The organism is Thermoplasmata archaeon (genome assembly GCA_035632695.1).
GTDB lineage: Archaea > Thermoplasmatota > Thermoplasmata > RBG-16-68-12 > RBG-16-68-12 > RBG-16-68-12.
On sequence record DASQGG010000078.1, the window covers coordinates 1 to 20356 of the forward strand.

Sequence of the window (20356 nt, forward strand, 5' to 3'; positions counted from 1 at the left end):
TTGTTCGATCTCGGCGAAAATCCTCCGGACGAGTCCCCCGACCTCCACGCCAACGAGGGCAAGAACATCGACGACATCCTCGCGTCCATCATGGACGGGAAGGCCGACCAGCCCGAGATCTTCGAGACGCTCAAGAGCGTCGCGAAGGATCACCCGAGCACGAAGGATCTCGTCGTCGAGGCCAAGCCCGCGCCCGCGCCAGAGGTGAAGGAGGACGAGTCTCAATTTCTTTGTCCGGTGTGCGACACCCCGGTCCATTCGGACGACACGGTCTGCCCCGGTTGCGGGGCCGAGTTCTCCGAGGGGCAGGCCACGGAGTATGAGTGTCCGGTATGCAAAGCGGCGGTCCCCGCGGAGGCGGATCACTGTCCCAGCTGCGGCGTGCGCTTCGCAGAGGAAGAGGAGGCTCCGCCTCCGGTCGTGGAGTCCTCGGAGGTCGCGCCGGCTCCGGCGGCCGCATCCGAATCGCCCGCCCCGCCCGCGGACGCAGCCGCTGCAAAGCCTCCTGAGCCCCTCCGGTTCGGCTTCGGTCCGAAGGTTGCGAGTCTTCGCGACGACGTCCGGAGCGAGCGGCGCGAGATGCCCTTCGGTGATCGCAAGCTCATCGCGCGGGAGCTCCCGCGCCTCGTGAATGAAGTGAAGCCGTTGCTCGTCACCGCGAAGAAGATCGGCGTCCGCATCGACGACGGGAAACGGTTGATCAACGGCGCCGTGGAGGCGGGGAAGCGCAAGGAGATCGAGAAGGCGGTTCGATTGATCTCGGATGCCCGCAAATCCCTCGATGTGGGCTTTATCGATTTCATCGGAGGCCAGATCGAGCGCTTCGCCTCCCAAGTGGAGGCCGCGGGACGGAGCGACGCCGCAAGCCTCGTCGGTCCCCAGCTTGAGACCGCGTTCGGGCGCCTCGAGAAACGGGAGTACGATGCCGCGTGGGCCGGCCTCCAAGCGGCGCGCGTTACGTTCCAGTCCCAAGCCAAGGAGTACACGGAAGGGCGCAAGATCCTGGAAGCGACGGAGCGCCTCCTCGCAGAGGTGCGCGCTCTCGGGATGGACTCGAAGGACGTGGACCGCCTCATCCGGCAGAGCCGCGAGGCGGGCGAACGCCGAGACCTGCCCGCGTCGCTGCGGCTCGCGCATCAGGCCCAGGAGCGTCTGCTCCAGGCCGTGCCCGAGTTCGTACAGTCGGAGATGCGCGAGGCTCGCGATCGTCTCCTCGACGTGAAGGTGCGCGGCGGAGACCTCTCGAAACCCGTGGGGATCCTCAAGGAGGCCAGCGCCCACGTGAAGAACGAAGAGTGGAGCGAGGCAATCCGGTACCTCAAGGAATTCAAGAAGGAAATCTCCCGCATCCCGGCCAAGTGAGCGGGGAAGCGATCACGCGGGCCGGACGACCTCCATCTCCCGTTCCAGCATCCGGAGTTCCTGTTCCTTCCCGGTCGCCGGGCCGCGCGAGATGAGCAGGATGTGGCGCCCCTCGGAGACCGTGTCCACGAGCCTACGAACGAATTTGAGGACCGCGTCGAAGGAGTTGTTGGACACGAGGTACTCCACCCCGTCGAGCATCACGGAACCCTGGGGGCGCTTGGCCATGAATCCTTCGATCTCGTACACGATTCGCTCCAGCGCGGGGGCGATCGTCTCCTCCTTGCTCCCTTCGCGGTCCGTGAGCCAGAGAACGCGGACGGAGTCCAGCGCGATGATCTCCCGCACGCGCTTCGGGTTCGTCCGGGTGATCAGGAGGCCGTTCTTGCCACCCTCGGCCGCCTTCAAGAAGAGGCGGTAGGCATGCTCGGGTCGATCCTCTTCGATCAGGTAGCTCCTCCCCGACCGGAGTTCGGTCGGCACCGAGGCCGCCAGCGCGGGGGCGAAGGATGCCTTCGGGGCCGCTTTGGGCTCCGACGCCGGTTCCGCCGCGCCCGTGTGGAGTACCTCCTTGGCGAGGTCCGCCGTGATGGGGCGTCCCATGAGGGAGGAGAACGCGACCACTCGGTTCAGGGCCCCTCCGAGCTCGCGCACATTGTCCTCGACGAGGTTCGCGATGTAGGTCAGCACGGCCGAGTCCACGGAGAGGTGCGCATCTTGGGCTCGCTGCCGGAGGATTTGGATCCGGGTCTCGAGGTCCGGGGCCTGGATGTTCGCCACGAGCCCCGACTCGAATCGGGACACGAGGCGCTCGTCGAGCTGGGCGATGGACTTCGGCGGCCGATCGGAAGCGAAGACCATCTGCTTCCCGCCTCCGGAGAGCTCGTCGAAGGCCTTCATGACCTCCTCCTGGAGTTCCTGCTTTCCGCTGAGGAACTGAAGGTCATCCATGAGGAGGCAGTCCAGGCCGCGGATTCGCTCTTGCATGGCGCCCGGGCCGCCCGCGGTTCGGGAGGTCTCGAGGTGCGCCGCAAACGTCTCGCCTGTGAGATAGAGGATCTTGGACTCAGGGCGGTGGCCGCGGAGGTAGTTACCCACCGCGTGGAGGAGGTGCGTCTTGCCGAGGCCGGGTCCCGAGGTGACCACGAGCGGGTTGTAGGCGTTTCCCGGCTGCTTCGCCGCGGTGACGGCGGCGCCGTAGGCGAAGCGGTTGCTCTCGCCCACGACGAAGGCGTCGAACGTGTATTGGTCGATCAGTTCTGTGTCCTGGTCGCGGGTGGGGAGCGGGCCTTCGAGGGCCTTGGCAACCTCCTCCCGGGACGGGGGCGGGGTCTCCGGGCGCAAGGCGCTCCGCTGCCGGAGGACGAGCTCGAGGACCTTCTTCGTGCGTTCCTGGGAATCGCGTTCCCGGGTGACTTCGATCTTCCGCCGTTCCTCGATTCGCTTGTAGCTCTCGATCGCATCGCGGAGGCTCTCGACCTCGGAGTCGATGTCGGGGTTGTGCAAAGGATCCTTCAGCTTTTGGCGGAGCGCGGCGGCCCGGGTCTCGAAACCCGTGGTATCCAGGCCCTTCAAGGTCTCCTCGACGGCCTCGGCCTTTCGGATTGCCTCGAGAAGCGTGAGGTAGGCACCCGTGAGCACGCCAGGGTTGCTGCTCAGCTCCGCCTCCACGGAACTCACGGCGAAGCCGGCGGCCTTCCATTCCGCGAGCTTCGCGTCGATTTCGGCCCGGTCCACCACCTGGGGGACCTTGGGTTTCTTCACGACTTTGGCGGGGCGCTCCAGAATCGCGTCCGCGTACTCCGTGACCAAGTCGTCCATGTCGATCCGCGCGTGAAGCTCAATCGTGGCCTCGTCGATGTAGGAATCCTGCCACACCCGCTTGAGTGCGGTCCGCCCCCGTTCCTGCTCCTCGCCGCGGAGGTGCAGGCTTGCCTCCGGATTCCCGGCCCGGAGCAGGATGATCCCTTCCGATCGAACGCCGTCCCGCGTCAAGACGATGCGGACGTAGCCCGAGAACGAGTACTTCTTCAGGTCGAGGAGGAGCTGCTTGAGAGCGCTGGCTCCGCCTCGCGTGGTGCGGATGAGTTTTCCTTCTGGGAGAAGAAGGTCCTGTGGCGTGGAACTTCCTCGGAGCTTCCGAAACATCCGGAAGGTCCTCTAAATAGCTTGCAACGTAGTTTCAACCGTTGAGAACACCCACGCGCCGCGGACCGCCGGCCCTGCCCCCTTCGCTCGTCGAAACCGCGAACGGCGGCGAGGTCCGCGCAGCCGTTTCCCGCCTCGAGAGTGGGCCCTGGTTGCCTCTAGGCAAAACCCCATCCGGCGACTGCCATCGGAAGGGCCACGCCAGGACCGGTTCCTCGCAACAAGGACGAAACCTTTGCATCCTCATGGATGGCTTCCAGCGCGAGGTGGAGGGAGCGCAACCCACCACGCCCGCGGCTCCGGCATCTCTGCGGTCCCCTCGCCGGCGGTGGCTTTTCCTCGTCCTTGCGGTCGTGGTCGCTGTTGTGGTTGCCTCGATTTCCGTGTACGTCCTAACGCGATCTCCGCCGACTCCCCTGGCCGTCACGGACGGCTCAACCAAGGGCGTCCTTGAGGCGAGTTTTGTGAACTACCCTTGACGAACACGTCGTTGCTGTGGTACTTCAACGCGACAACCCATGCAAACGAGAGCGGCGGTCCGACCTCGGCCCTGACCTTGCGCCTGTTCGTGGGGGCGTTCTACTGCGGGGTGTGCGGCCTCGTCGAGGTGGATGTCCACGCGTTCGTGGTGGGCGCCTTCGCCTCGAACTTGCGCTTGATCAGCCTGCGGCTCACGTACAACCAGTCCGGGCAGTCCGCGTATGCGTACGGGTGGCCGGAGCCGGGGCCGCTCAACCTTTCGTATCCGAGCCCGGGATGGTACAACCTCACGTTCCCCGGGCCGAACAACGCCACGTATGACCCGGCCCAGATGCCCCAGGTCTACGGACCCGGCTCGATGTCCCTGTCGCCATCCCTGGCGAACGAGACGGGTCAGCCCCCCTACTACGAATTCCTGTACTCCGCGTCGACCGCGACGTAGGACGGCCTGGGGGACAACACATTCCTGGGCTTCCGCGCCACGGTGACGGGCGACTTCACGCCAGCCGTGAGCGTGGGCATTCTCCTCCACGTCGTGGACCGGCCAGTGTGAGGACGGGGCAGCTTCAAGCGGAAGGCTGCTATCCTGGCAAGAGTCCTATGGTAAACTCTATTATCCCCTCGCATTTTTCCGCGATTGCCATGGCCCGGGCATTCTTCACGATGGATGATTTTGACCTGTCGGGTCGCACCGTGCTTCTCCGGGTCGACATCAACTCGCCGATAGACCCGGCCACCAAGACCTTGCTCAACGACGCCCGCCTGCGGGAGCACCTCGCCACGATCCGCGACCTGCGGGGGTCCAAGGTCGTCGTGCTCGCGCACCAGTCACGGCCGGGGAAGGACGACTTCACCTCGCTCGAGCCCCACGCGGAGCGGCTGTCGGCCCTGCTCGGGCGTCCCGTGAAGTTCGTCGATGGCCTCTACAACAAGGCGGCCCTCGATGCGATCCGCTCCCTGGACCCGGGAGAGGTCCTGGTCCTCGAGAACGTGCGGTTCTTCGCCGAGGAGGAGGCGCTCGCCGATCAGAAGATCGAGAAGATGGCGAAGACGCACATCGTGCGCAAGTTGGCGCCGCTCGCCCAGTATTTCGTCCTCGACGCGTTCGCCGCGGCGCACCGGGCGCAGCCGAGCCTTGTGGGCTTCGCGGATGTCTTGCCGACCCTCGCCGGCCGCGTCATGGAGAAGGAGCTCACCATGCTCCATCGGGCCATCCACAGCGAGGACCGGCCCAAGATCGCGATCTTCGGCGGCGTGAAGGCGGACGACTCAATCGCCGTCACGAAACACATGCTCGAGAAAGGGATCGTGGACAAAGTCCTGACATCGGGCGGGGTCGCGAACATGTTCCTTCAGGCCGACGGGAAGGATCCCGGCCCGTTAACGACCGAGTTCATGCGGAAGGAGGTCGAGGAGTACGACACGTCCGTGGGGCAGTGCAAGGAACTGCTCGCCAAGTACCGCGATCGAATCCTCATGCCGACGGACGTCGTCCTGAACGACGGCGGGAAGCGCAAGGCCATCCTCGCCAAGGAGTTGCCCTCGGACCTGCAGGTGTACGACATCGGCTTGGACACGATTGCGCGCTACGTGGAGGAGATCAACGCCGCGCGGACCATCTTCTTCAACGGTCCCGCGGGCGTCTTCGAGAAGGAGGAGTTCGCCGTCGGCACGCGCGAGCTGTTGCAGGCGATCGCTGCCTCGCCCGCCTTCTCCGTCGTGGGAGGCGGTCACACCGTCGCCGCCGTGGAGCAGTACGCCCTCGAGAACGCGATGGGCCACGTGAGCACGGGTGGCGGCGCGTTGATCAACTACCTGGCGGGTAAGGAGTTGCCGCTGGTGGCCGCGCTTGAGCGGTCGTACAAGAAGTTCTCCGCGAAGAAGGAGTGAACCCGCCGCCTCGCCCGGATTCCGTCCCTCGGCCGAGGTTGATATAGCCCAGCCCCCTTGGTCCGCCGATGCGCTCCTGGAGGCTCCGCCGGCCCCCCGAGTGGGGCACCGAGCCCGTGCCTCCGTCCCTCCGGATCCTCCGGAGCTACGACCTGTTCGTCCTCTGGTCGAGCCTGGGGGTCGGACTCCTGGTCCTCGCCGCTGGGACCCTTCTCGTGAGCCAGTTCGGCCTCACGCTCTGGGAGTCCTTCGTCGTCTCCCTCGTCGGCTCCGTCGTGGGGAGCCTGATGCTGGCCGCCGCGGCCCACCACGGAAGCCGCGCCGGCGTGCCCACCATGGTCAGCCTCCGCCCCATCTTGGGCCGGACCGGATCCTACCTTCCGTCGTTGCTGAACGTGTTGCAGCTCGTCCTCTGGACCATGTTCGAGCTCCTAGTCATGGGCACCGCCGTCGCCGTGCTCCCCGGCAACGCCTTGGGTCCTTGGACGGCGGAGATCTCGGTCCCGTTCTGGGCCATCGTGGTGGCCGCCCTCGCGCTGGGAGGACCCCTCGCGGTGGTCCGGGATTGGCTGGAGCGCTTCGGGATCTGGCTCGTGTGGGCCTCGACCGCGGCAATCGTGATCGCCCTGCTGGTCCGCGGACTCGACGCGGGGTTGCGCCTGCCTGCCGTGGCGGGCGGGTACACGGGAACGTCCAGCCTCCTCCTCGGATTGGACCTGGTCGTCGCCATGCCCGTCTCGTGGTGGCCTGTCATCTCCGACTACAACCGATTCGCCCGCCGCCCGAGGGATTCCACGGTGGGGACGGTCCTCGGCAACACGATCGCGAACACGCTGTTCTACGTCCTCGGAGCCGCGCTGATCTTCCTGGGGCTCACCCTCCAGCCGTCGCAGACGGACTTCCTGGCGGTGATCGGCCTCCTGGGGCTGAGTGTCCTGCCCCTACTCATCATCCTGGTCGACGAGACGGACAATGCGTTTGCGGACGTCTACTCCGCCGCGGTCTCCGTCCAGAATCTGGTCCCGAGGTGGAGGCAGGTCCGGCCCATCCTCATGTTCACGGCCGTGGGCGCAATCGGAGCCGTGGCCCTCCTGGGCCTGGGCCAGGGGATTGGAGGCAGCTACGAGGTCTTCCTGCTCACCCTCGGCGCCCTGTTCGTTCCGTTGCTCGGAACGGTGATCGCGGACGTATTCCTCGTGCGACGCGCGGCGTATCGACCGGACGAGTTCTTTGAGGGTGCCCCGCGCTGGCGGTGGACGGCGTACGCAAGTTGGCTTCCAGGAATCGCCCTATACCTAGTCATCATCCTTTTCCAGCTGCCCATCGGCGCCACCCTGCCGTCGTTCGGTCTCGCGGTCGCCCTCCATGTCGGTTTCTCCAAGCTGGACGCCCGGATGGCGTCCCGCGCGACCGCGGCCGCGAAGATCCGCGGTTGATTGTGCAGCCCCATGGGGCCGAAGCCCGTGCGGACGGAACAGAAGCCGCCGGAGGGCTTCGATCCCCCGACCTGCAGTTTACGAAACTGCCGCTCTACCGGGCTGAGCTACGGCGGCGCAGGGCGCGCTGAAAGGTTCCTGCCCCATAAAGATTCCGAGGACGGTCCACGCCGCCCGCCAACGTTTAAACCCATTCGGATTATCGGCCCAGTGTGCCGAGCGTCTCGGGCTGGTTCTTCGACGGCCGAGGTTTCCGCGAGGGGACCGTGGGCTGGGCGGACGGTGTAATCGTCGAGTCGCGCGCGGGTCAGGCTCGGGACGTCCTCGCGCGAGGCTTGGTGATACCGGGTCTGTGGAACGCCCACACCCACCTGGGGGATGCCGTGGTCACCCAGGAGCTACGGGGAAGCATCGAGGATCTGGTCGCACCGCCACGCGGGCTCAAACACAGGGCCCTCGCCAAAGCCAAGGATGAGGCAATCTTCGCCGCGATGCGGCGCTCCATGACGACCATGCTCCGGACGGGGACCACGGGATTCTCGGACTTCCGCGAAGGCAGCCTGCGCGGGCTCCGCCAGTTGTACGCCGCGCTCTCCGCCGTACCGCTCGAAGGAGTGGCCCTGGGTCGCCCGGCAGGCCTTGCGTACGATGCGCGCGAGGTCGCGGCCCTGCTGCGCGCCGGCGACGGCCTCGCGGTCAGCTCCTACATCGACTGGCCCGCTTCGGATCTCGAGAAGGTCGCCGCGGACGCCCGTCGCGCGCGGAAACCCTTCGGGATCCACTGCTCGGAGCGCGTCCGCGAGGACATCGACAAGGTCCTCGACCTGCACCCCGCCTTCCTGGTCCACATGATCCAGGCAACGGACGCGGACCTCGAGAGCGTGGCGGATGCCCGCGTCCCCATCGTCGTGTGCCCGCGGTCGAACGCGTTCTTCGGCCTCACGCCGGACATCCCTCGCATGCTCGCGGCCGGCGTCGAGCTCCGCCTCGGAACGGACAACGCGATGATCAACGTGCCCTCCCTGTTCCGCGAGATCGAGTTCGCCTACCGCGTGGCCCGGATGAAGGGAGGGATCCGCGCGCGCGAGATCTTCGAAATGGCCCTGCGCGGCCGCCGGCTCAAGGAGCCCGGCTCTGCCTGCGCACTACGGGTGGGGGAGCCCGCGGACCTCGTGGTCCTGGACCTCCCGGGTGGGACCAACGGATTCGCCTCGATCATGCGCGCATCGGCCAGCGACGTTCGCCTGGTGGTGTCCCGTGGGCGGCCTTGGGAGCCCCCGATCACGGGCGCACCGCAGGGGCGGCCTCGGAGGACGCAGGGCCCGCGGAAGTGACCGGTCGTTCCGCTCACGACCCCATCCTTTATGACAGGCCCTCCCTTTTCCGCCCGGGATGGCCTCCTACGAGGACCTGATGTCCCTGTCCGTTCGGCGCGGGTTCCTCTGGCCCGCGGTCGACCTGTACGGCGGCTTCGCGGGGTTCTACGACTACGGTCACAACGGCACCCTCCTGCGCCGGCACTGGGAGGACGCGTGGGTCGAGCACTTCCTCGGCCTCAACGACAACTACTACCTGATCGACACGACCACGATCCTGCCTCACGCGGCCCTCAAGGCCTCCGGCCACGTCGACCACTTCACGGACCTCCTGGTGACCTGCACGCGATGCGGCGAGTCGTACCGTGCGGACCACCTGCTCGAGACTGCGACCCACGAGGAGCACGAAGGCCTCTCCGCGGAGGAGACCGACGCGAGGCTGAAGGCCGCAGGCGTGCGCTGCCCGAACTGCAAAGGCGAGCTGGGCCCGTCGCGCCCGTTCAACATGATGTTCCCGCTAGGGATCGGCCCCACGGGGAAGGACCCCGCGTTCCTGCGTCCCGAGACGGCGCAGGGCGCGTTCCTGAACTTCAAGCGCGAGTTCGAGGCGCTCCGCCGCAAGCTCCCGATGGGACTGGCCATCGTCGGCCGCGCCTACCGGAACGAGATCAGCCCGCGGCAGGGGACGTATCGGATGCGGGAGTTCCTGCAGGCCGAACTCCAGATCTTCTTCGACCCCGCGAGCTTCCCCGACCAAGTCCCCTACCCGCTGGTTCGGGACGTGCCCGTGCGCGTCTGCTGGGCCGCGGAGAAGAACCAGCCCACGGCTCACGATCTGCCGGCGAAGGACTTGGTGGCCCACGGCCTCCCTGCGTGGTACGTGTACCACCTCGTGAAGGTCCAGGAATTCTACCTCGAGGTCTTGGGGCTGCCGCGCGCCCGGTTCCGGTTCGCGGAGCTCGACGAGAAGGAACGCGCGTTCTACAACAAGATCCACTTCGACGTCCAGGTGAGCCAGGAGAGCCTCGGCGGTTTCAAGGAGGTGGGCGGCGTTCACTACCGGACGGACCACGACCTCGCGGGCCACGAAGCGGGCTCCCACGAGAAACAGGCGGTCACGGTGGGCACGACGCGGCTCGTTCCCCACGTCCTGGAGCTCTCCTTCGGCGTGGATCGCAACGTCTGGGCGCTCCTAGACCTCGGCTACACGCCCGGCGAGCGCGCGATCCTTCGCATACCGTCCCGGCTCGCTCCCATCGGCGTGGCCGTGTTCCCCCTGGTCAACAAGGACGGGATCCCCGAGCGGGCCGAGGCGATCTACGGGCGCCTGCGGAAACGGCTGGCCGCGTTCTACGACGACGCAGGGTCCATCGGCAAGCGCTACGCCCGGATGGACGAGATCGGAACCGCGTTCTGCGTGACCGTGGACCACGAGACCCTGGAAGGCAAGGGGGTCACGGTCCGGGATCGCGACTCCCAGAAGCAGATCCGGATCCCCGAGGCCGAGCTCATCCCCCGGCTCGAGCGTCTCCTGGTCGGCGAAACCCGCTTCGGCGACGCCGCGTGAACCAATGCGAGGGGACGGACCCGCCACTCGTACCCTCTCTCGCCTCGAGGCCGACGTGGCGCGCGTCGCCGCCGGCCGGGACGAGATCGTGCTCGCGTTCTCCGGCGGCTTGGGCAGCCTCCTGATCGCCGCGCTCGCGCGCAAGCGATGCGACCTTCTCTGCGTGGTCGTGGGCATGCGTGGCTCCGCGGATGTGGAGGCCGCACGGGTGGCTCAGATGTTTCTGGACTACCGGCTTGCGATTCTCCGGCCGAGCCCCTCCCAAGCGCTGCGCGCAGCGCGACGGATCGCGGCGTCGGGATATCCGATCCCGCTCGCTGAATGCCTGGCCCTCGTACCGCTGGCGCTCGTGGAGGCGCGCCAACCCGAGAGCCTCGTCCTCTCCGGCGCAGGGCTCACCGCCCGGACCTCGTCCCTCCGCCGCGCCCTCGGGGAACGGGAGGCCCTCTCCCCGGGACTTCGTCTCCGCCTCGGTGGATTGGGTCGGCGTCCTCTCCTCCGGATGGCGGAGGCCGCGGGCCTACCGGAGTCCTTTGCCCTCGCAGCCCCGCGGAGCCCCCTCGAGGGTTCGGGGATCGGGCCCGTCCTCCGGGCCATGGCCCGCCGACGCGGGATGTCGGTCCCACGCCTCGTGTCCGCCCACGAGTAGACGGCTCATTATCAGGAACGGTCCCGTCGCACGCGTCGTTCCCAATCATTGCACCTTGACTGGCACCTATAAATAGCTCGTCCGCGAATCAATGCGTTCGCCGTCGTTCGCTCCGCGTGGAGCATCAGTTGGGGGACAGTCACTGACCGAACATCTAGGGGCACGCACCGCGAGGAGTCTCCTGATGTTATGCGTGGCGGGCCTCGGCTTCGCACTCCTTCTGGGGCTCTCGACGCCCGGGAGTGCGGGACCCGTCCGCTCGAACTACGCGCTCAACGTGATCCTGAACGATTCTCACGCGGGCCGGATCGACATCGTCCTCCAGATGCAGAACCTGACCGGGAACGGCACGTACCTGTACTGGGCTCGGTACATGCGGGCCATCGTCTCGCTAGGGCCCCAGCTCGCTTGGTTGGAAACCGGAGCACCGGGCGGCTCCGAGGTCGAGAACGAGGCCAATGTCAGCGGGGTGGAGTACTTCAACTTCACTTCGTACATCGCGCCTGCGACCCGGCAGAGCATGACGGACACCCCGAACACGACGTACTTTGCGACCTTCACCGCGGTCGTGAGCTACTCGGACAACCTAGGTGCGAACAATCGGACCATCCTGCGCACGGTGTCCTTCGCGCTCAACTACATCCCGCCGGCCGCTCCCCCGTTCATCTCCCTGGCCACCGCCGCGGTCCTCGGCGTGAGCGGCGCCGCGGGCGTGTGGGCCGTTCTGTACGTACGGCGCCGCGCCCACCTGGAAGAGCTGTACCTGATGCACGACAGCGGCATGCTCATCCGGCACTGGTCCCGCGCCACCCGGAATCCGCACGACAGCGACATCATGAGCGGCATGCTCACCGTCCTCCAGGAGTTCGTACTGGACACGTGGAAGTCGTCCCACCAGGACGAAGACGCGCCCCTGGAGCAGCTCCGCTTCGGGACGCAGCGGGTGCTCCTCGCGCGCGGCTCGCATTCCGTCCTCGCCGCCGTCGTCCGCGGCCGCTACCTGAACGGGCTCCCCAAGCGCCTGTCGGGTGCGGTCCAGGAGTTTGAGCGCTCCAACGCGGATCGTCTCGCGGACTGGAACGGGAATGTGGACGTGTTCCCTGCGGTGGATCGCATCGCGCAGGAGTTCCTCGGGAACCAGGCTCGCTATGCGATCTGAGCCGCGGGTATTCGCACATCTGACATCCAGCCGAAAAGCGTTATAAGCGGGGGCCTCGCATCGGACGGTGCGCGCCATGACCGACGATCGGATCAAACGCAAAGTTCTCCTCCTGGGGGACGGCGCCGTGGGGAAGACCTCCCTGATTCGACGTTTCGTGGTGGACAAGTTCTCGGACGACTACATCACGACGATCGGCACGAAGGTGACGAAGAAGGATCTCCGCATCGAGTCGCCGGGCAAGGCGACGGACATCACGTTCATGATTTGGGACGTCCTGGGCCAGAAGGGCTACAAGAACATCCAGGAAAGTTCCTTCCAGGGTGCCAAGGGCGCGCTCCTCGTGTACGACGTCTCGCGGCGGGACACCCTGCGCTCGATTAAGGAGTACTGGATTCCCCACCTGGTCGAGATCACGAAACCCATCCCGCTGGTGGTCGTCGGGAACAAGGTCGACCTCGTGAAGGACCGCGCGGAGGCCCGGGACCAGCTCGAGGACGCCATGGAGGAACTCCGGGTGAGCGGTTTCCTAAGTTCCGCGAAGACGGGCGAGAGCGTGGAGGCGAGCTTCGCCTGCCTCGCAAAGGCGGTCATCCTCGAGGCGGAATCCCGGGTGCGTCGCGGAGAGCGCGTCGAGGAGGACGTTCCCAACGAGCTGATTGCGGTGTGCGACCAGATCATCATGGACTCGTGCGACGCCATGGGGGGTCAGGAGGCCGCCATGCCCATCGTCCGCCAGCAGATCATGAAGGCGGGCGTCGACGCGCGCTCGCCATCCGTGGAGGGCCTCAGGCTCGCGGTTGAGTACCTCGCGGAGGCGGAGAGCGGCTTCCGGAACGCCGAGGATGTGGAGGCGAGCAAGCTCAAGCGCCTCGGCTGGATCAAGGCCATCGCGTAGTCACAGCTCGCGGACCATGTAAGGCCGCTCCAGGCGGTACCCCCGGGACCGGTAGTAGCCGCGGACCCCCACGCCCGCCGTGACCCGCATGCGTTGCACGTGGAACTCGTCCCTCGCGAGGGATTCGGCCTCCTCCATGAGTTGGCGGCCCATTCCGCGGTGCTGCCAGCGCGGGCCGGGCGGCTCGCGCAGCGGCACAAGCTGGCCGAAAACCTTGAGCTCGCGGACCGTGCCGCCAGTCGCGTCGATCCGCAGACGGAGATAGGCCACGAGCACTTCGGCAGCGGGATCCTCGAGGCTCAGGAAGACCTCATGGCCTCCCGAGGACTCGTAGTCTTCGCGCAGGCGGGTGATCGCCTCGGGCCGGGGTTCCACTCCCCGGAACCCCACCTCGCGGCATCGCACGCAGCGGCATGCCTTCCCCTCCGCTCGGAGCCGCTCGCGCGCGAGCACGCGGAGATCCCCCTTGGTCGGGCCGCCCTCGATGTGCGGCGCGCCGATCTCCCGCTGGACGCGCTGGATGCGGCACCACCTGGGGACAAGGGCCTTCACGCGGGCCACGAGCTCCACGGCCTCCTCGAGAGAGAGCGGGCGGTAGAGCCCGTGCTCCCACATCCCGTGCAACGCGGTGCCCGCGAGGACGAGCGTGGGATAGATCTTGAGGAAATCGGGGCGGTAGGCGGGGTCTTCGAACAGCCCGCGGAACGACTCCAGGTCGCGGCCGGGATCCGACCCCGGGAGGCCGGGCATCATGTGCACGCCCACCTTGAGCCCGGCGGCCTTGGCCCGGAGGAGCGCCTCCCGGCTCTGCGCGTCCGTGTGGCCCCGGTGGACCCTGGCTAGGATGTCGTCGTGCGTCGACTGCAACCCGAGCTCGACGCGGGTCGTCCCGAGGCTCAGGGCATGCTCGACCTCGGGACCTAGGAACCAGTCCGGCTTGGTTTCGATCGTGAGCCCGATGCACCGGGCGTCCGCCGTCTCGTTGGCCGTCTGCGCCTCCTCCAGGCTCGGGGAGACGATGCCGTTCATCCCGTCCAGGCAGCCCTTGACGAACCACTCCTTGTACCCCTCCTCCAGGGACGTGAAGGTGCCTCCCAGCACGATGAGGTCCACCTTGTCCGTGCGGTGGCCGATCTCGCGAAGGGCGCGGAGGCGGGCCTGGGTCTGGGCGAACGGGTCGTACCGATGCTCGGCGGCACGCTTCGCCGCGGGCTCCGTTCCCGTGTACGACTGCGGCGTATGGAACCGGGGACCGCCCGGGCAATACACGCAGACCCCATGCGGGCAGGCATGGGGCGCCGTCATGACCGTGACCACGGCCACGCCGCTCGCCGTTCGCGCGGGCTTGATCCGCAAGAGGTCCTCGAACTGGGGCCGCTCGCTCTCCGGGAGGAGGGCCAACACGCGGGCGTCGCTCGGGATCCCCCGGAGACCGTGACTCCGCGCGAGCCGGACCTTCCGTTCCTGGAGCCGATCCTTGGACGCCGGTGGGTTCGTCCGCAGGCTCTCCAAGAGCTCGTCCACGAACGCGCTTTCCGCGGCGGGCACGGCCAACGTCATTTGTGCGGGCCACCATCCCTCACCGCCATAAAGACTGCGTTGGGGAAACGTGGATGTCCACCGTGCGGTTTCCCCCAAGGATGCCACCCCGCCACGCTATCTTCGCCATCCCGGTCATCGCCGGGATGGTTTCAGGGGTCTACCTTGCGTGCGTCGGGGTCGCCGTTCTGGTGGGTCTTCCCTGGGACGTGGGCCTTCCCTGGGCCCTCCGCGCCCTTGGGTTCGTTTGCCTCGGGTACGGCGCCGCGATGCTCGTGTGGGTCTTTCGCTTCCGCGGGCCGTTCGCGGTCCTCGAATCCACCTGGGTCACGTTCCTCAAGCTCTTCCGGAGGATGCCCCTCGACGCTTCGGGAGGACGGGCCGAGCCTCTCGTCGTCGCGGGACCCTATCGATGGGTGAGGCATCCGCTGTACTCGGGTGTCGACGGGCTCACGTTCGGGATCGCCCTTCTCGTCGACCATCCGTGGGCATTCCTGGGATCCGTCGCGCTGGGTCTGTGGTTCCTCGCGGTGCTGGCGCCCTTCGAGGAACGGGAGCTCCGCGCCCTCTTCGGCCCCGCATACGCGGACTACGCGCGGACGACGCGGCGATTCCTTCCGCTCCCGCCGCGACGGTAGCCCGCTTGTCCTGCTGGGGGGTTCGGCGTACCTAAATCCCCGCGGCGGTCGGCATGGAGTGCCGCGAGGGGAAGGTGCGTGGTCTGAGCCGCCCAGCCCACATTCGCCTGGAGCACCTCGGCGGCCAGGAGCCTCCAGACCCGAGGGCGGCGACCGCGATCCAACCGGGGCACGTGCACCCGGCGTCCCCGATGACCTCGAATTCATGGTTCAAACGAGGCGAGCGTACTCACGAAGCCTTGCCGCACCGACGCGTGTGCTCATCCGTACATCGTGCCGTGTTTCTCGGGCGGAGGTGCCTCGCCCGGGACCTGCTCGAGGACGTCGACGGTCAGGATCACATGGAGCGGAATGAGACGCAGCTTGCCCTTGAGCTCCTGATGGCTCTCGTCGAGCTCGATGACGAGGGCGTCGTCGGGACCGATCGCTGCGTACCCGCGGAAGATTCCCTTCGTCACCTTCGTGTGATCGCGGGTCTCCATGGACTCGACCCGGTACCGAGACCCCTTCGTGAGCGCCACGATTCCCGGTTCCGACGTGGGATCACCTCCGCTGCTCCCCGAGCTTCTGGATGTGATCCACGGTCTTCCGGTAGTTCTCCATGGCGATCTCCACGTTGGACTCGACGAAGTTCCAAGCCTTGGAGAGATTCCCATACCGGATTCGGTATCCCTTCCGCACCGTGCCGCGCTCGTTCACGTTGACCTCGTCCAGGAGATCCATGTCCTTGAGCTTGTTGATGTGGCGGTAGATGGTTGCCTTCGTCGTCTTCAGCTTGGCGGCGAGCTGCTCCACGGTCCAACCCTTGTCCATCCGTCCGATGAGACACTCGACGAAGAGGCGGTATGGGACCGAGTCGCGGACCGAACTCGCGTCCGTCTTGGGGTCATAGCCTTTGGGGATGTACCCGATCTGGGTGAGGAACAGGAGGGCGACGTCGTCGAGGTCCTTGAGAGGCGTGAGAGGGGTGTTGCTGACGACGCTGATTTCGAACGGCAAACCAGGACCCCCGAGCCATGGGTAACCTTTCTACCTAGTTAAGCATTGTGATTGAAAAGTGGCGGCGTCGCGTCTAAAAGGTACGCTTCCACATCGATAAAGTCACGTTGCAGCAACGGCCTGGGGTTTCCCCACGCCGGTTCCGGGGGCCATCGTGGCAGCACGCAGGCCCACGCGGGGGCATCTTTTGCGCCTGCTCGGGGACGTGGGCATTGGCGTCGGGCTAGAAAACGATGTCGATTCGACCTTCGCCGGGCCCGCGACCCCCGCGGGTCGTGCCGCTGCGGGTTTCGTCCGTTCCGCGGCACTTTCGCTCACCCCTGGGCGAAGGGTTTTTGCGCTCGCGCCGCGTCGGGGGCGTGGGAAGCGATGGATTCCCGCGTCTCTCCTGCCGAACTCGTCCGCCTCGCGGTCACGGTGTACATCCCGCCCGCGCTTCGGTCGTTTACGCACGGGCAGGACGAGGTTCTCGTGGAGGCGCACGATGCGGACGCGCTCCTGCGGCAGCTGGAGACGGCGTTCCCGGGGATCCGGGGACGCATCCTCGACGAGACGGGACGACCCCGGCCCTACGTGAACGTGTTCGTCAACGAGGAGCTCGTGCGCGGCTCCCTGGAGACGGTCGTGCTCTTGCCCGGGGACCGGGTCCATATCCTCCCCAGTGTCGCAGGTGGTTTGCTTGGTTAGCGTCAAGAAGGGCAGTACGGTCGTACTCGTGGGCACGAAGAAGGGTGCGTTCGCCTTCCACTCGTCGGATCGCCGTCGTTGGTCCGCGCTGGGACCGTACCTGGCCGGGTTGCCCGTGTACCATATGATTCTCGATCCCCGCGACGGCCGGACCGTCTACGCCGCGTCGCTCAACCCCGGCGAGATGTGGGGGCCCGGGCTGTTCCGCGGGAAGCTCGGAACGGCACCGAGCCTCACGAAGTCCGCACCCAAGTACAAGGCGGGCGGAACCCTCGCGGTCAAGGCGCTGTGGCACGTGGAGACCGGACCCGCCGACGCCCCGGACTCGATCCTCGCGGGCGTGGAGCCCGCGGGGCTCTTCCGCAGCGACGACCGCGGGGACACCTGGACGGGCTACGATGCGCTCAACGACTACCCCGGCCGGGACAAGTGGCAGCCCGGGTTCGGCGGCCTCTGCGCACACTCCGTGCTGTGGGATCCGAGCGAGTCCCGACACCTGGTCGTGGGCATCAGCGCCGTCGGGACCTTCGAGTCCAAGGACGGTGGGGCTTCGTGGACCACGGAGAACCGGAACGTCCGTGCGGGGTTCCTTCCGAACCCATACCCGGAGACCGGGCAGTGCGTGCACCACCTGGTCTGGGACTCCGCGGGCGACGGCTCCATATTCCACCAGAACCACTGCGGCACGTACCACCGGGGACCCGATGGCGGAGCGTGGACGGAGGTCACCAAGGGCCTGCCTTCTGACTTCGGCTTCGCGATTGCCCCCGACCCGCATGCGAAGCACTCCGCCTACGTGGCTCCTCTGATCGGCGGCGAGAACCGTGTGCCGCCGAAGGGTCAGCTTGCGGTCTGGAAGACGTCGAACGCGGGACGGACCTGGCGGCGCCTCACGAATGGGCTTCCGGGACCTGGCGCGTACATGGGCGTGCTCCGGGAGGGCATGGCCACGGACGCCGGGGATCCCGTGGGCGTGTACATGGGGACAAACACGGGGCAGCTCTACGCGAGCCGGACCGCAGGAGAGTCGTGGAAGGCGATTACCACCACGCTGCCGCCCATCCTCTCCGTCTCCGCGGGCGTGGCTCGCTAGGCCGCGCTAGAGGAAAGGAGGAAGCGGCGCGCTTGGCGCCGCGGGTTGGGCCTTCTCACGGGCTCGTCACAGCAGGATGACGACGACCACGATGGCCCCGATCAGGGCGGCGATCCGGAGACCGTGGCCGTTCGTTTCCCCGAAGCCGCCGTAGGCGCCCAGGAACAAGGCCACCGCGATGAAGAAACCTCCAAATCCCCCGAGGACGGCGGCCACGAAGGTCACGGCCGGGGTCGCCGCCAGGTAGGTGCTGAAGGATCTCAGGATGACGCCGGCGAGCAGGGAGAAGAGACCGAACACGAGGAAGGTCAGGTTCTGCGGCGGCGACTTGCCCATTTCCCAGAGCTTGTCACCCATGGTTGGCATGGGGCCACCTCACGGGAAGAAGGTGGCGGGACTCGCCAGGATCAGGAGGACGGCGACGAACGCCAGGATCATCAGGAACAGGCGCACGAACACGTCGAGATCCTCGAGGGCCACCACGGCAAAGAGCAGGCCGCTGACCAGCAGGAAGAGCCCGATGGACATGAACGTCGGGCCCCAGACGGCCACGAGGTTCGCATTGTTCGCGACCTGATCCGGCGTAGGGTTCACGATCGCGGTGTGGCCGGCATTGATCGCGCCCGCTCCGACCACGAGAAAGACGAGGCCGAAGAAGACGAGGCCGACAACGATCAGACGATACCGAGACACCATACTCCGCATCATCATGGGGGGAGGAGGCCCTTGCATCATCATCCCATCCTTGCCGCGGAAATCATGTCTGGATTAATATAAATTCCGATGGATGGCGGATTCCCCGTAATATACGTTGCGGGAAGACGCCATCATGGCCATCCGGGCTACGGGACCCTTGGGGGATGACACAACGCGTTCACCCCGATCTTCGCGGCGTGTTGTTCCCTACGGGACCACGTCTCCATGGCCCAGGATTCGCAATCCCCCGGAGCCGCGGAGGACGGTGAGGAACGCCTTCTCGCCTGGGAACAGTGGCATCGGGCGATCCGCGGTGGCCTTGAGCGCATCGCCCACTTCATCGAGGACCACGGGCCGGGAATAGAGTCCCATTTGGAGGTGAAAGGCCCTCGCGCCGCTCTCCAGCGGGTCCTTCGCGAACTCAAGGCGGTGGAACGGCTTGAGCCTCGCCTCTGGGTTGGAGACGATGGCCGCGTCCGCGGTGAGCAGGAAGCCCCGCTCGATTTCGTGGGACTCAATCCCCTTCAGCGCGACGCCGACGCGGCTCCCCGGTGGCGCCTCTGTCTGATCCTCGTCGAACCGCTGGATGGACCGGACCAGCACGCTCCGGTCCAGGGGAGCCAGGCGCAACTCGTCGTGCACACGGAGGATGCCGCGACGCACGAATCCCAGAGCCACGGTCCCCACGCCGCGGACCGCGAACGCATGATCCACGACCACGGTGCAGAGGGAGTGAGCGTCCCTCGCGACCACTGTGTCCGGGATGAGTTCCCGCAAACGGCGGAAGGATTCGTCCCCGGCCCACTCCAGGGCGATCCATCCATGGAGGCGATCCTTGGCCAGCGCCCTTGCACGCTCCGCCGTCTGTGGGTTGCGCAGGATTAGGAGTCCCTTCTTCCCCAGCGCGGAGAGCGCGATCATCGTCTCTCCGAACGCGGCGTCGAGAGCGTCCGCCACCAGGACCGGAAGGTCGCAGAGGGAGGCCACCTGGAGCATCGGGACCAGGCGCTCCGGGTAGGTGACCGGGGCGATCGCGGTGATCGCGATTTCGCGCTCCTTCTTGTTCCAGAAGAGGAGATCGCTCTCCGTCCCCTTCTTCCCGAGTGCGGACCCGATCTGCTTCAGGAAATCCAGGTCGCCTCCAAAGAGTCCCACCGTGAGCGAGGTCGCCGGAGCCGCCATGCCGCACCCATCCGAGCAGAGGATTTGGGGGTTTCGGTTTGCCGCGGTGTTCCCTCCATAGGCCCAAGATGGGCTTGAAAATAGCCATAAAGTGGCTATCATGGTCCTCGCGTCCGACGTTCCTAAGGGAGGGAAACGCTTTTGATACCCTAGTGTATGGAGGGGCCGAGGTCAACCATGCCGTACACGTACCAGGGATGGACGCTGTACTCGCGAGAGGTCAAGCTGAAGAAGGGACCGAAAGTGACGATCTACTTCTTCAGCAAGCGGAAGCCGAAGTCCGGCAAGCCGATGGACGAGATGCCCAAGGGCCGGAAGGTCGGCGTGAACAAGCGCACGGGTCTCCCCTTCCTGAGGAAGGGCTAGACGGCGCGACTTCTCGGCGAGATCAGCCGAGGCGTGCGGGGAGGCCCTCGGCACTTTTACTTTCTCACTTCTTCTCGAGGCTCCGAATTCCGGTTCTCCGTCAAGCTACCCGGAGAACCCGGTCCCTCGGGGCGTCCCCCGTTCTCAATGCTGAGGCCTGATAACGGGAGCCCAGCCCTTTTAATGCCCCACCGGCGTCCGCGCCCCCGTGGCGCTTCCCCCCTCAACGGGAGGTTCCAGCCCGTCCGCTC

20 protein-coding genes and 1 tRNA gene are annotated in these 20356 nt (G+C 66.6%); 13 read left to right on the top strand and 8 right to left on the bottom strand.

The window, feature by feature from the left end:
• A partial coding sequence (locus tag VEY12_05880) for a zinc ribbon domain-containing protein (GenBank protein ID HYM39658.1) occupies nucleotides 1–1362 on the top strand: 1362 nt, incomplete at its 5' end.
• A 12-nt stretch (nucleotides 1363–1374) separates the two neighbouring features.
• Here the strand turns inward: VEY12_05880 and VEY12_05885 are convergent.
• Complete coding sequence (locus VEY12_05885; protein ID HYM39659.1) at nucleotides 1375–3510, bottom strand: DnaA/Hda family protein; 2136 nt, start codon at nucleotides 3508–3510, stop codon at nucleotides 1375–1377.
• 475 nt (nucleotides 3511–3985) lie between these two features.
• Here VEY12_05885 and VEY12_05890 point away from each other — a divergent pair, with 475 nt between their 5' ends.
• From VEY12_05890 to VEY12_05900, 3 genes are all read left to right on the top strand, one after another.
• A complete protein-coding gene (locus VEY12_05890; protein ID HYM39660.1) occupies nucleotides 3986–4432 on the top strand; it encodes a hypothetical protein in 447 nt (148 codons plus the stop codon).
• Between the two features lie 200 nt (nucleotides 4433–4632).
• Nucleotides 4633–5880, top strand: coding sequence for a phosphoglycerate kinase (locus VEY12_05895; GenBank protein HYM39661.1), 1248 nt, complete (start codon nucleotides 4633–4635; stop codon nucleotides 5878–5880).
• Between the two features lie 68 nt (nucleotides 5881–5948).
• Nucleotides 5949–7316, top strand: coding sequence for a cytosine permease (locus VEY12_05900; GenBank protein HYM39662.1), 1368 nt, complete (start codon nucleotides 5949–5951; stop codon nucleotides 7314–7316).
• A 43-nt stretch (nucleotides 7317–7359) separates the two neighbouring features.
• Here VEY12_05900 and VEY12_05905 read toward each other — a convergent pair.
• Nucleotides 7360–7433 (bottom strand) — tRNA-Thr (locus VEY12_05905).
• 95 nt (nucleotides 7434–7528) lie between these two features.
• Here VEY12_05905 and VEY12_05910 point away from each other — a divergent pair.
• From VEY12_05910 to VEY12_05930, 5 genes are all read left to right on the top strand, one after another.
• Nucleotides 7529–8650, top strand: a complete 1122-nt coding sequence (locus tag VEY12_05910; protein ID HYM39663.1) for an amidohydrolase family protein — start codon at nucleotides 7529–7531, stop codon at nucleotides 8648–8650.
• Between the two features lie 58 nt (nucleotides 8651–8708).
• Nucleotides 8709–10199, top strand: a complete 1491-nt coding sequence (locus VEY12_05915; protein HYM39664.1) for a glycine--tRNA ligase — start codon at nucleotides 8709–8711, stop codon at nucleotides 10197–10199.
• Nucleotides 10200–10254: 55 nt separating this feature from the next.
• Nucleotides 10255–10848 carry a hypothetical protein gene (locus VEY12_05920; GenBank protein ID HYM39665.1) on the top strand — a complete coding sequence of 198 codons (594 nt, stop codon included), beginning with the start codon at nucleotides 10255–10257 and terminating at the stop codon, nucleotides 10846–10848.
• A gap of 184 nt (nucleotides 10849–11032) precedes the next feature.
• Nucleotides 11033–12007 carry a hypothetical protein gene (locus VEY12_05925; protein ID HYM39666.1) on the top strand — a complete coding sequence of 325 codons (975 nt, stop codon included), beginning with the start codon at nucleotides 11033–11035 and terminating at the stop codon, nucleotides 12005–12007.
• Nucleotides 12008–12083: 76 nt separating this feature from the next.
• Nucleotides 12084–12905 carry a Rab family GTPase gene (locus VEY12_05930; protein ID HYM39667.1) on the top strand — a complete coding sequence of 274 codons (822 nt, stop codon included), beginning with the start codon at nucleotides 12084–12086 and terminating at the stop codon, nucleotides 12903–12905.
• On the opposite strand, the gene VEY12_05935 is transcribed toward VEY12_05930, so the two are convergent.
• Complete coding sequence (locus VEY12_05935; GenBank protein ID HYM39668.1) at nucleotides 12906–14465, bottom strand: tRNA uridine(34) 5-carboxymethylaminomethyl modification radical SAM/GNAT enzyme Elp3; 1560 nt, start codon at nucleotides 14463–14465, stop codon at nucleotides 12906–12908.
• Between the two features lie 80 nt (nucleotides 14466–14545).
• Between VEY12_05935 and VEY12_05940 the strand changes: the two genes are divergently transcribed.
• A complete protein-coding gene (locus VEY12_05940; protein HYM39669.1) occupies nucleotides 14546–15082 on the top strand; it encodes an isoprenylcysteine carboxylmethyltransferase family protein in 537 nt (178 codons plus the stop codon).
• 260 nt (nucleotides 15083–15342) lie between these two features.
• Here VEY12_05940 and VEY12_05945 read toward each other — a convergent pair whose 3' ends face one another.
• The gene (locus tag VEY12_05945) at nucleotides 15343–15603 is read right to left on the bottom strand and encodes a hypothetical protein (protein ID HYM39670.1); all 261 of its coding nucleotides are present in this window, start codon (nucleotides 15601–15603) and stop codon (nucleotides 15343–15345) included.
• Between the two features lie 22 nt (nucleotides 15604–15625).
• On the bottom strand, nucleotides 15626–16081 hold the full coding sequence (locus VEY12_05950; GenBank protein HYM39671.1) for a helix-turn-helix domain-containing protein: 456 nt from the start codon (nucleotides 16079–16081) through the stop codon (nucleotides 15626–15628).
• A 369-nt stretch (nucleotides 16082–16450) separates the two neighbouring features.
• On the opposite strand from VEY12_05950, the gene VEY12_05955 reads away from it, so the two are divergent.
• Nucleotides 16451–16768 carry a MoaD/ThiS family protein gene (locus VEY12_05955; GenBank protein HYM39672.1) on the top strand — a complete coding sequence of 106 codons (318 nt, stop codon included), beginning with the start codon at nucleotides 16451–16453 and terminating at the stop codon, nucleotides 16766–16768.
• Nucleotides 16761–17861, top strand: coding sequence for an exo-alpha-sialidase (locus VEY12_05960; GenBank protein HYM39673.1), 1101 nt, complete (start codon nucleotides 16761–16763; stop codon nucleotides 17859–17861). Before VEY12_05955 ends, VEY12_05960 begins: the two co-directional genes overlap by 8 nt.
• 66 nt (nucleotides 17862–17927) lie before the next feature.
• Here VEY12_05960 and VEY12_05965 read toward each other — a convergent pair whose 3' ends face one another.
• The 3 genes from VEY12_05965 to VEY12_05975 form a co-directional block, all read right to left on the bottom strand.
• Nucleotides 17928–18227 (bottom strand): hypothetical protein, encoded by a 300-nt coding sequence (locus VEY12_05965; GenBank protein ID HYM39674.1) that lies wholly within the window; start codon nucleotides 18225–18227, stop codon nucleotides 17928–17930.
• A 9-nt stretch (nucleotides 18228–18236) separates the two neighbouring features.
• The gene (locus VEY12_05970) at nucleotides 18237–18572 is read right to left on the bottom strand and encodes a hypothetical protein (GenBank protein ID HYM39675.1); all 336 of its coding nucleotides are present in this window, start codon (nucleotides 18570–18572) and stop codon (nucleotides 18237–18239) included.
• A 192-nt stretch (nucleotides 18573–18764) separates the two neighbouring features.
• Nucleotides 18765–19739, bottom strand: coding sequence for an EF-Tu/IF-2/RF-3 family GTPase (locus VEY12_05975; GenBank protein ID HYM39676.1), 975 nt, complete (start codon nucleotides 19737–19739; stop codon nucleotides 18765–18767).
• A gap of 177 nt (nucleotides 19740–19916) precedes the next feature.
• Here VEY12_05975 and VEY12_05980 point away from each other — a divergent pair, with 177 nt between their 5' ends.
• Nucleotides 19917–20105: a hypothetical protein gene (locus VEY12_05980; protein HYM39677.1), complete on the top strand. Its 189-nt coding sequence runs from the start codon at nucleotides 19917–19919 to the stop codon at nucleotides 20103–20105.
• The last annotated feature ends 251 nt before the right edge of the window (nucleotides 20106–20356 follow it).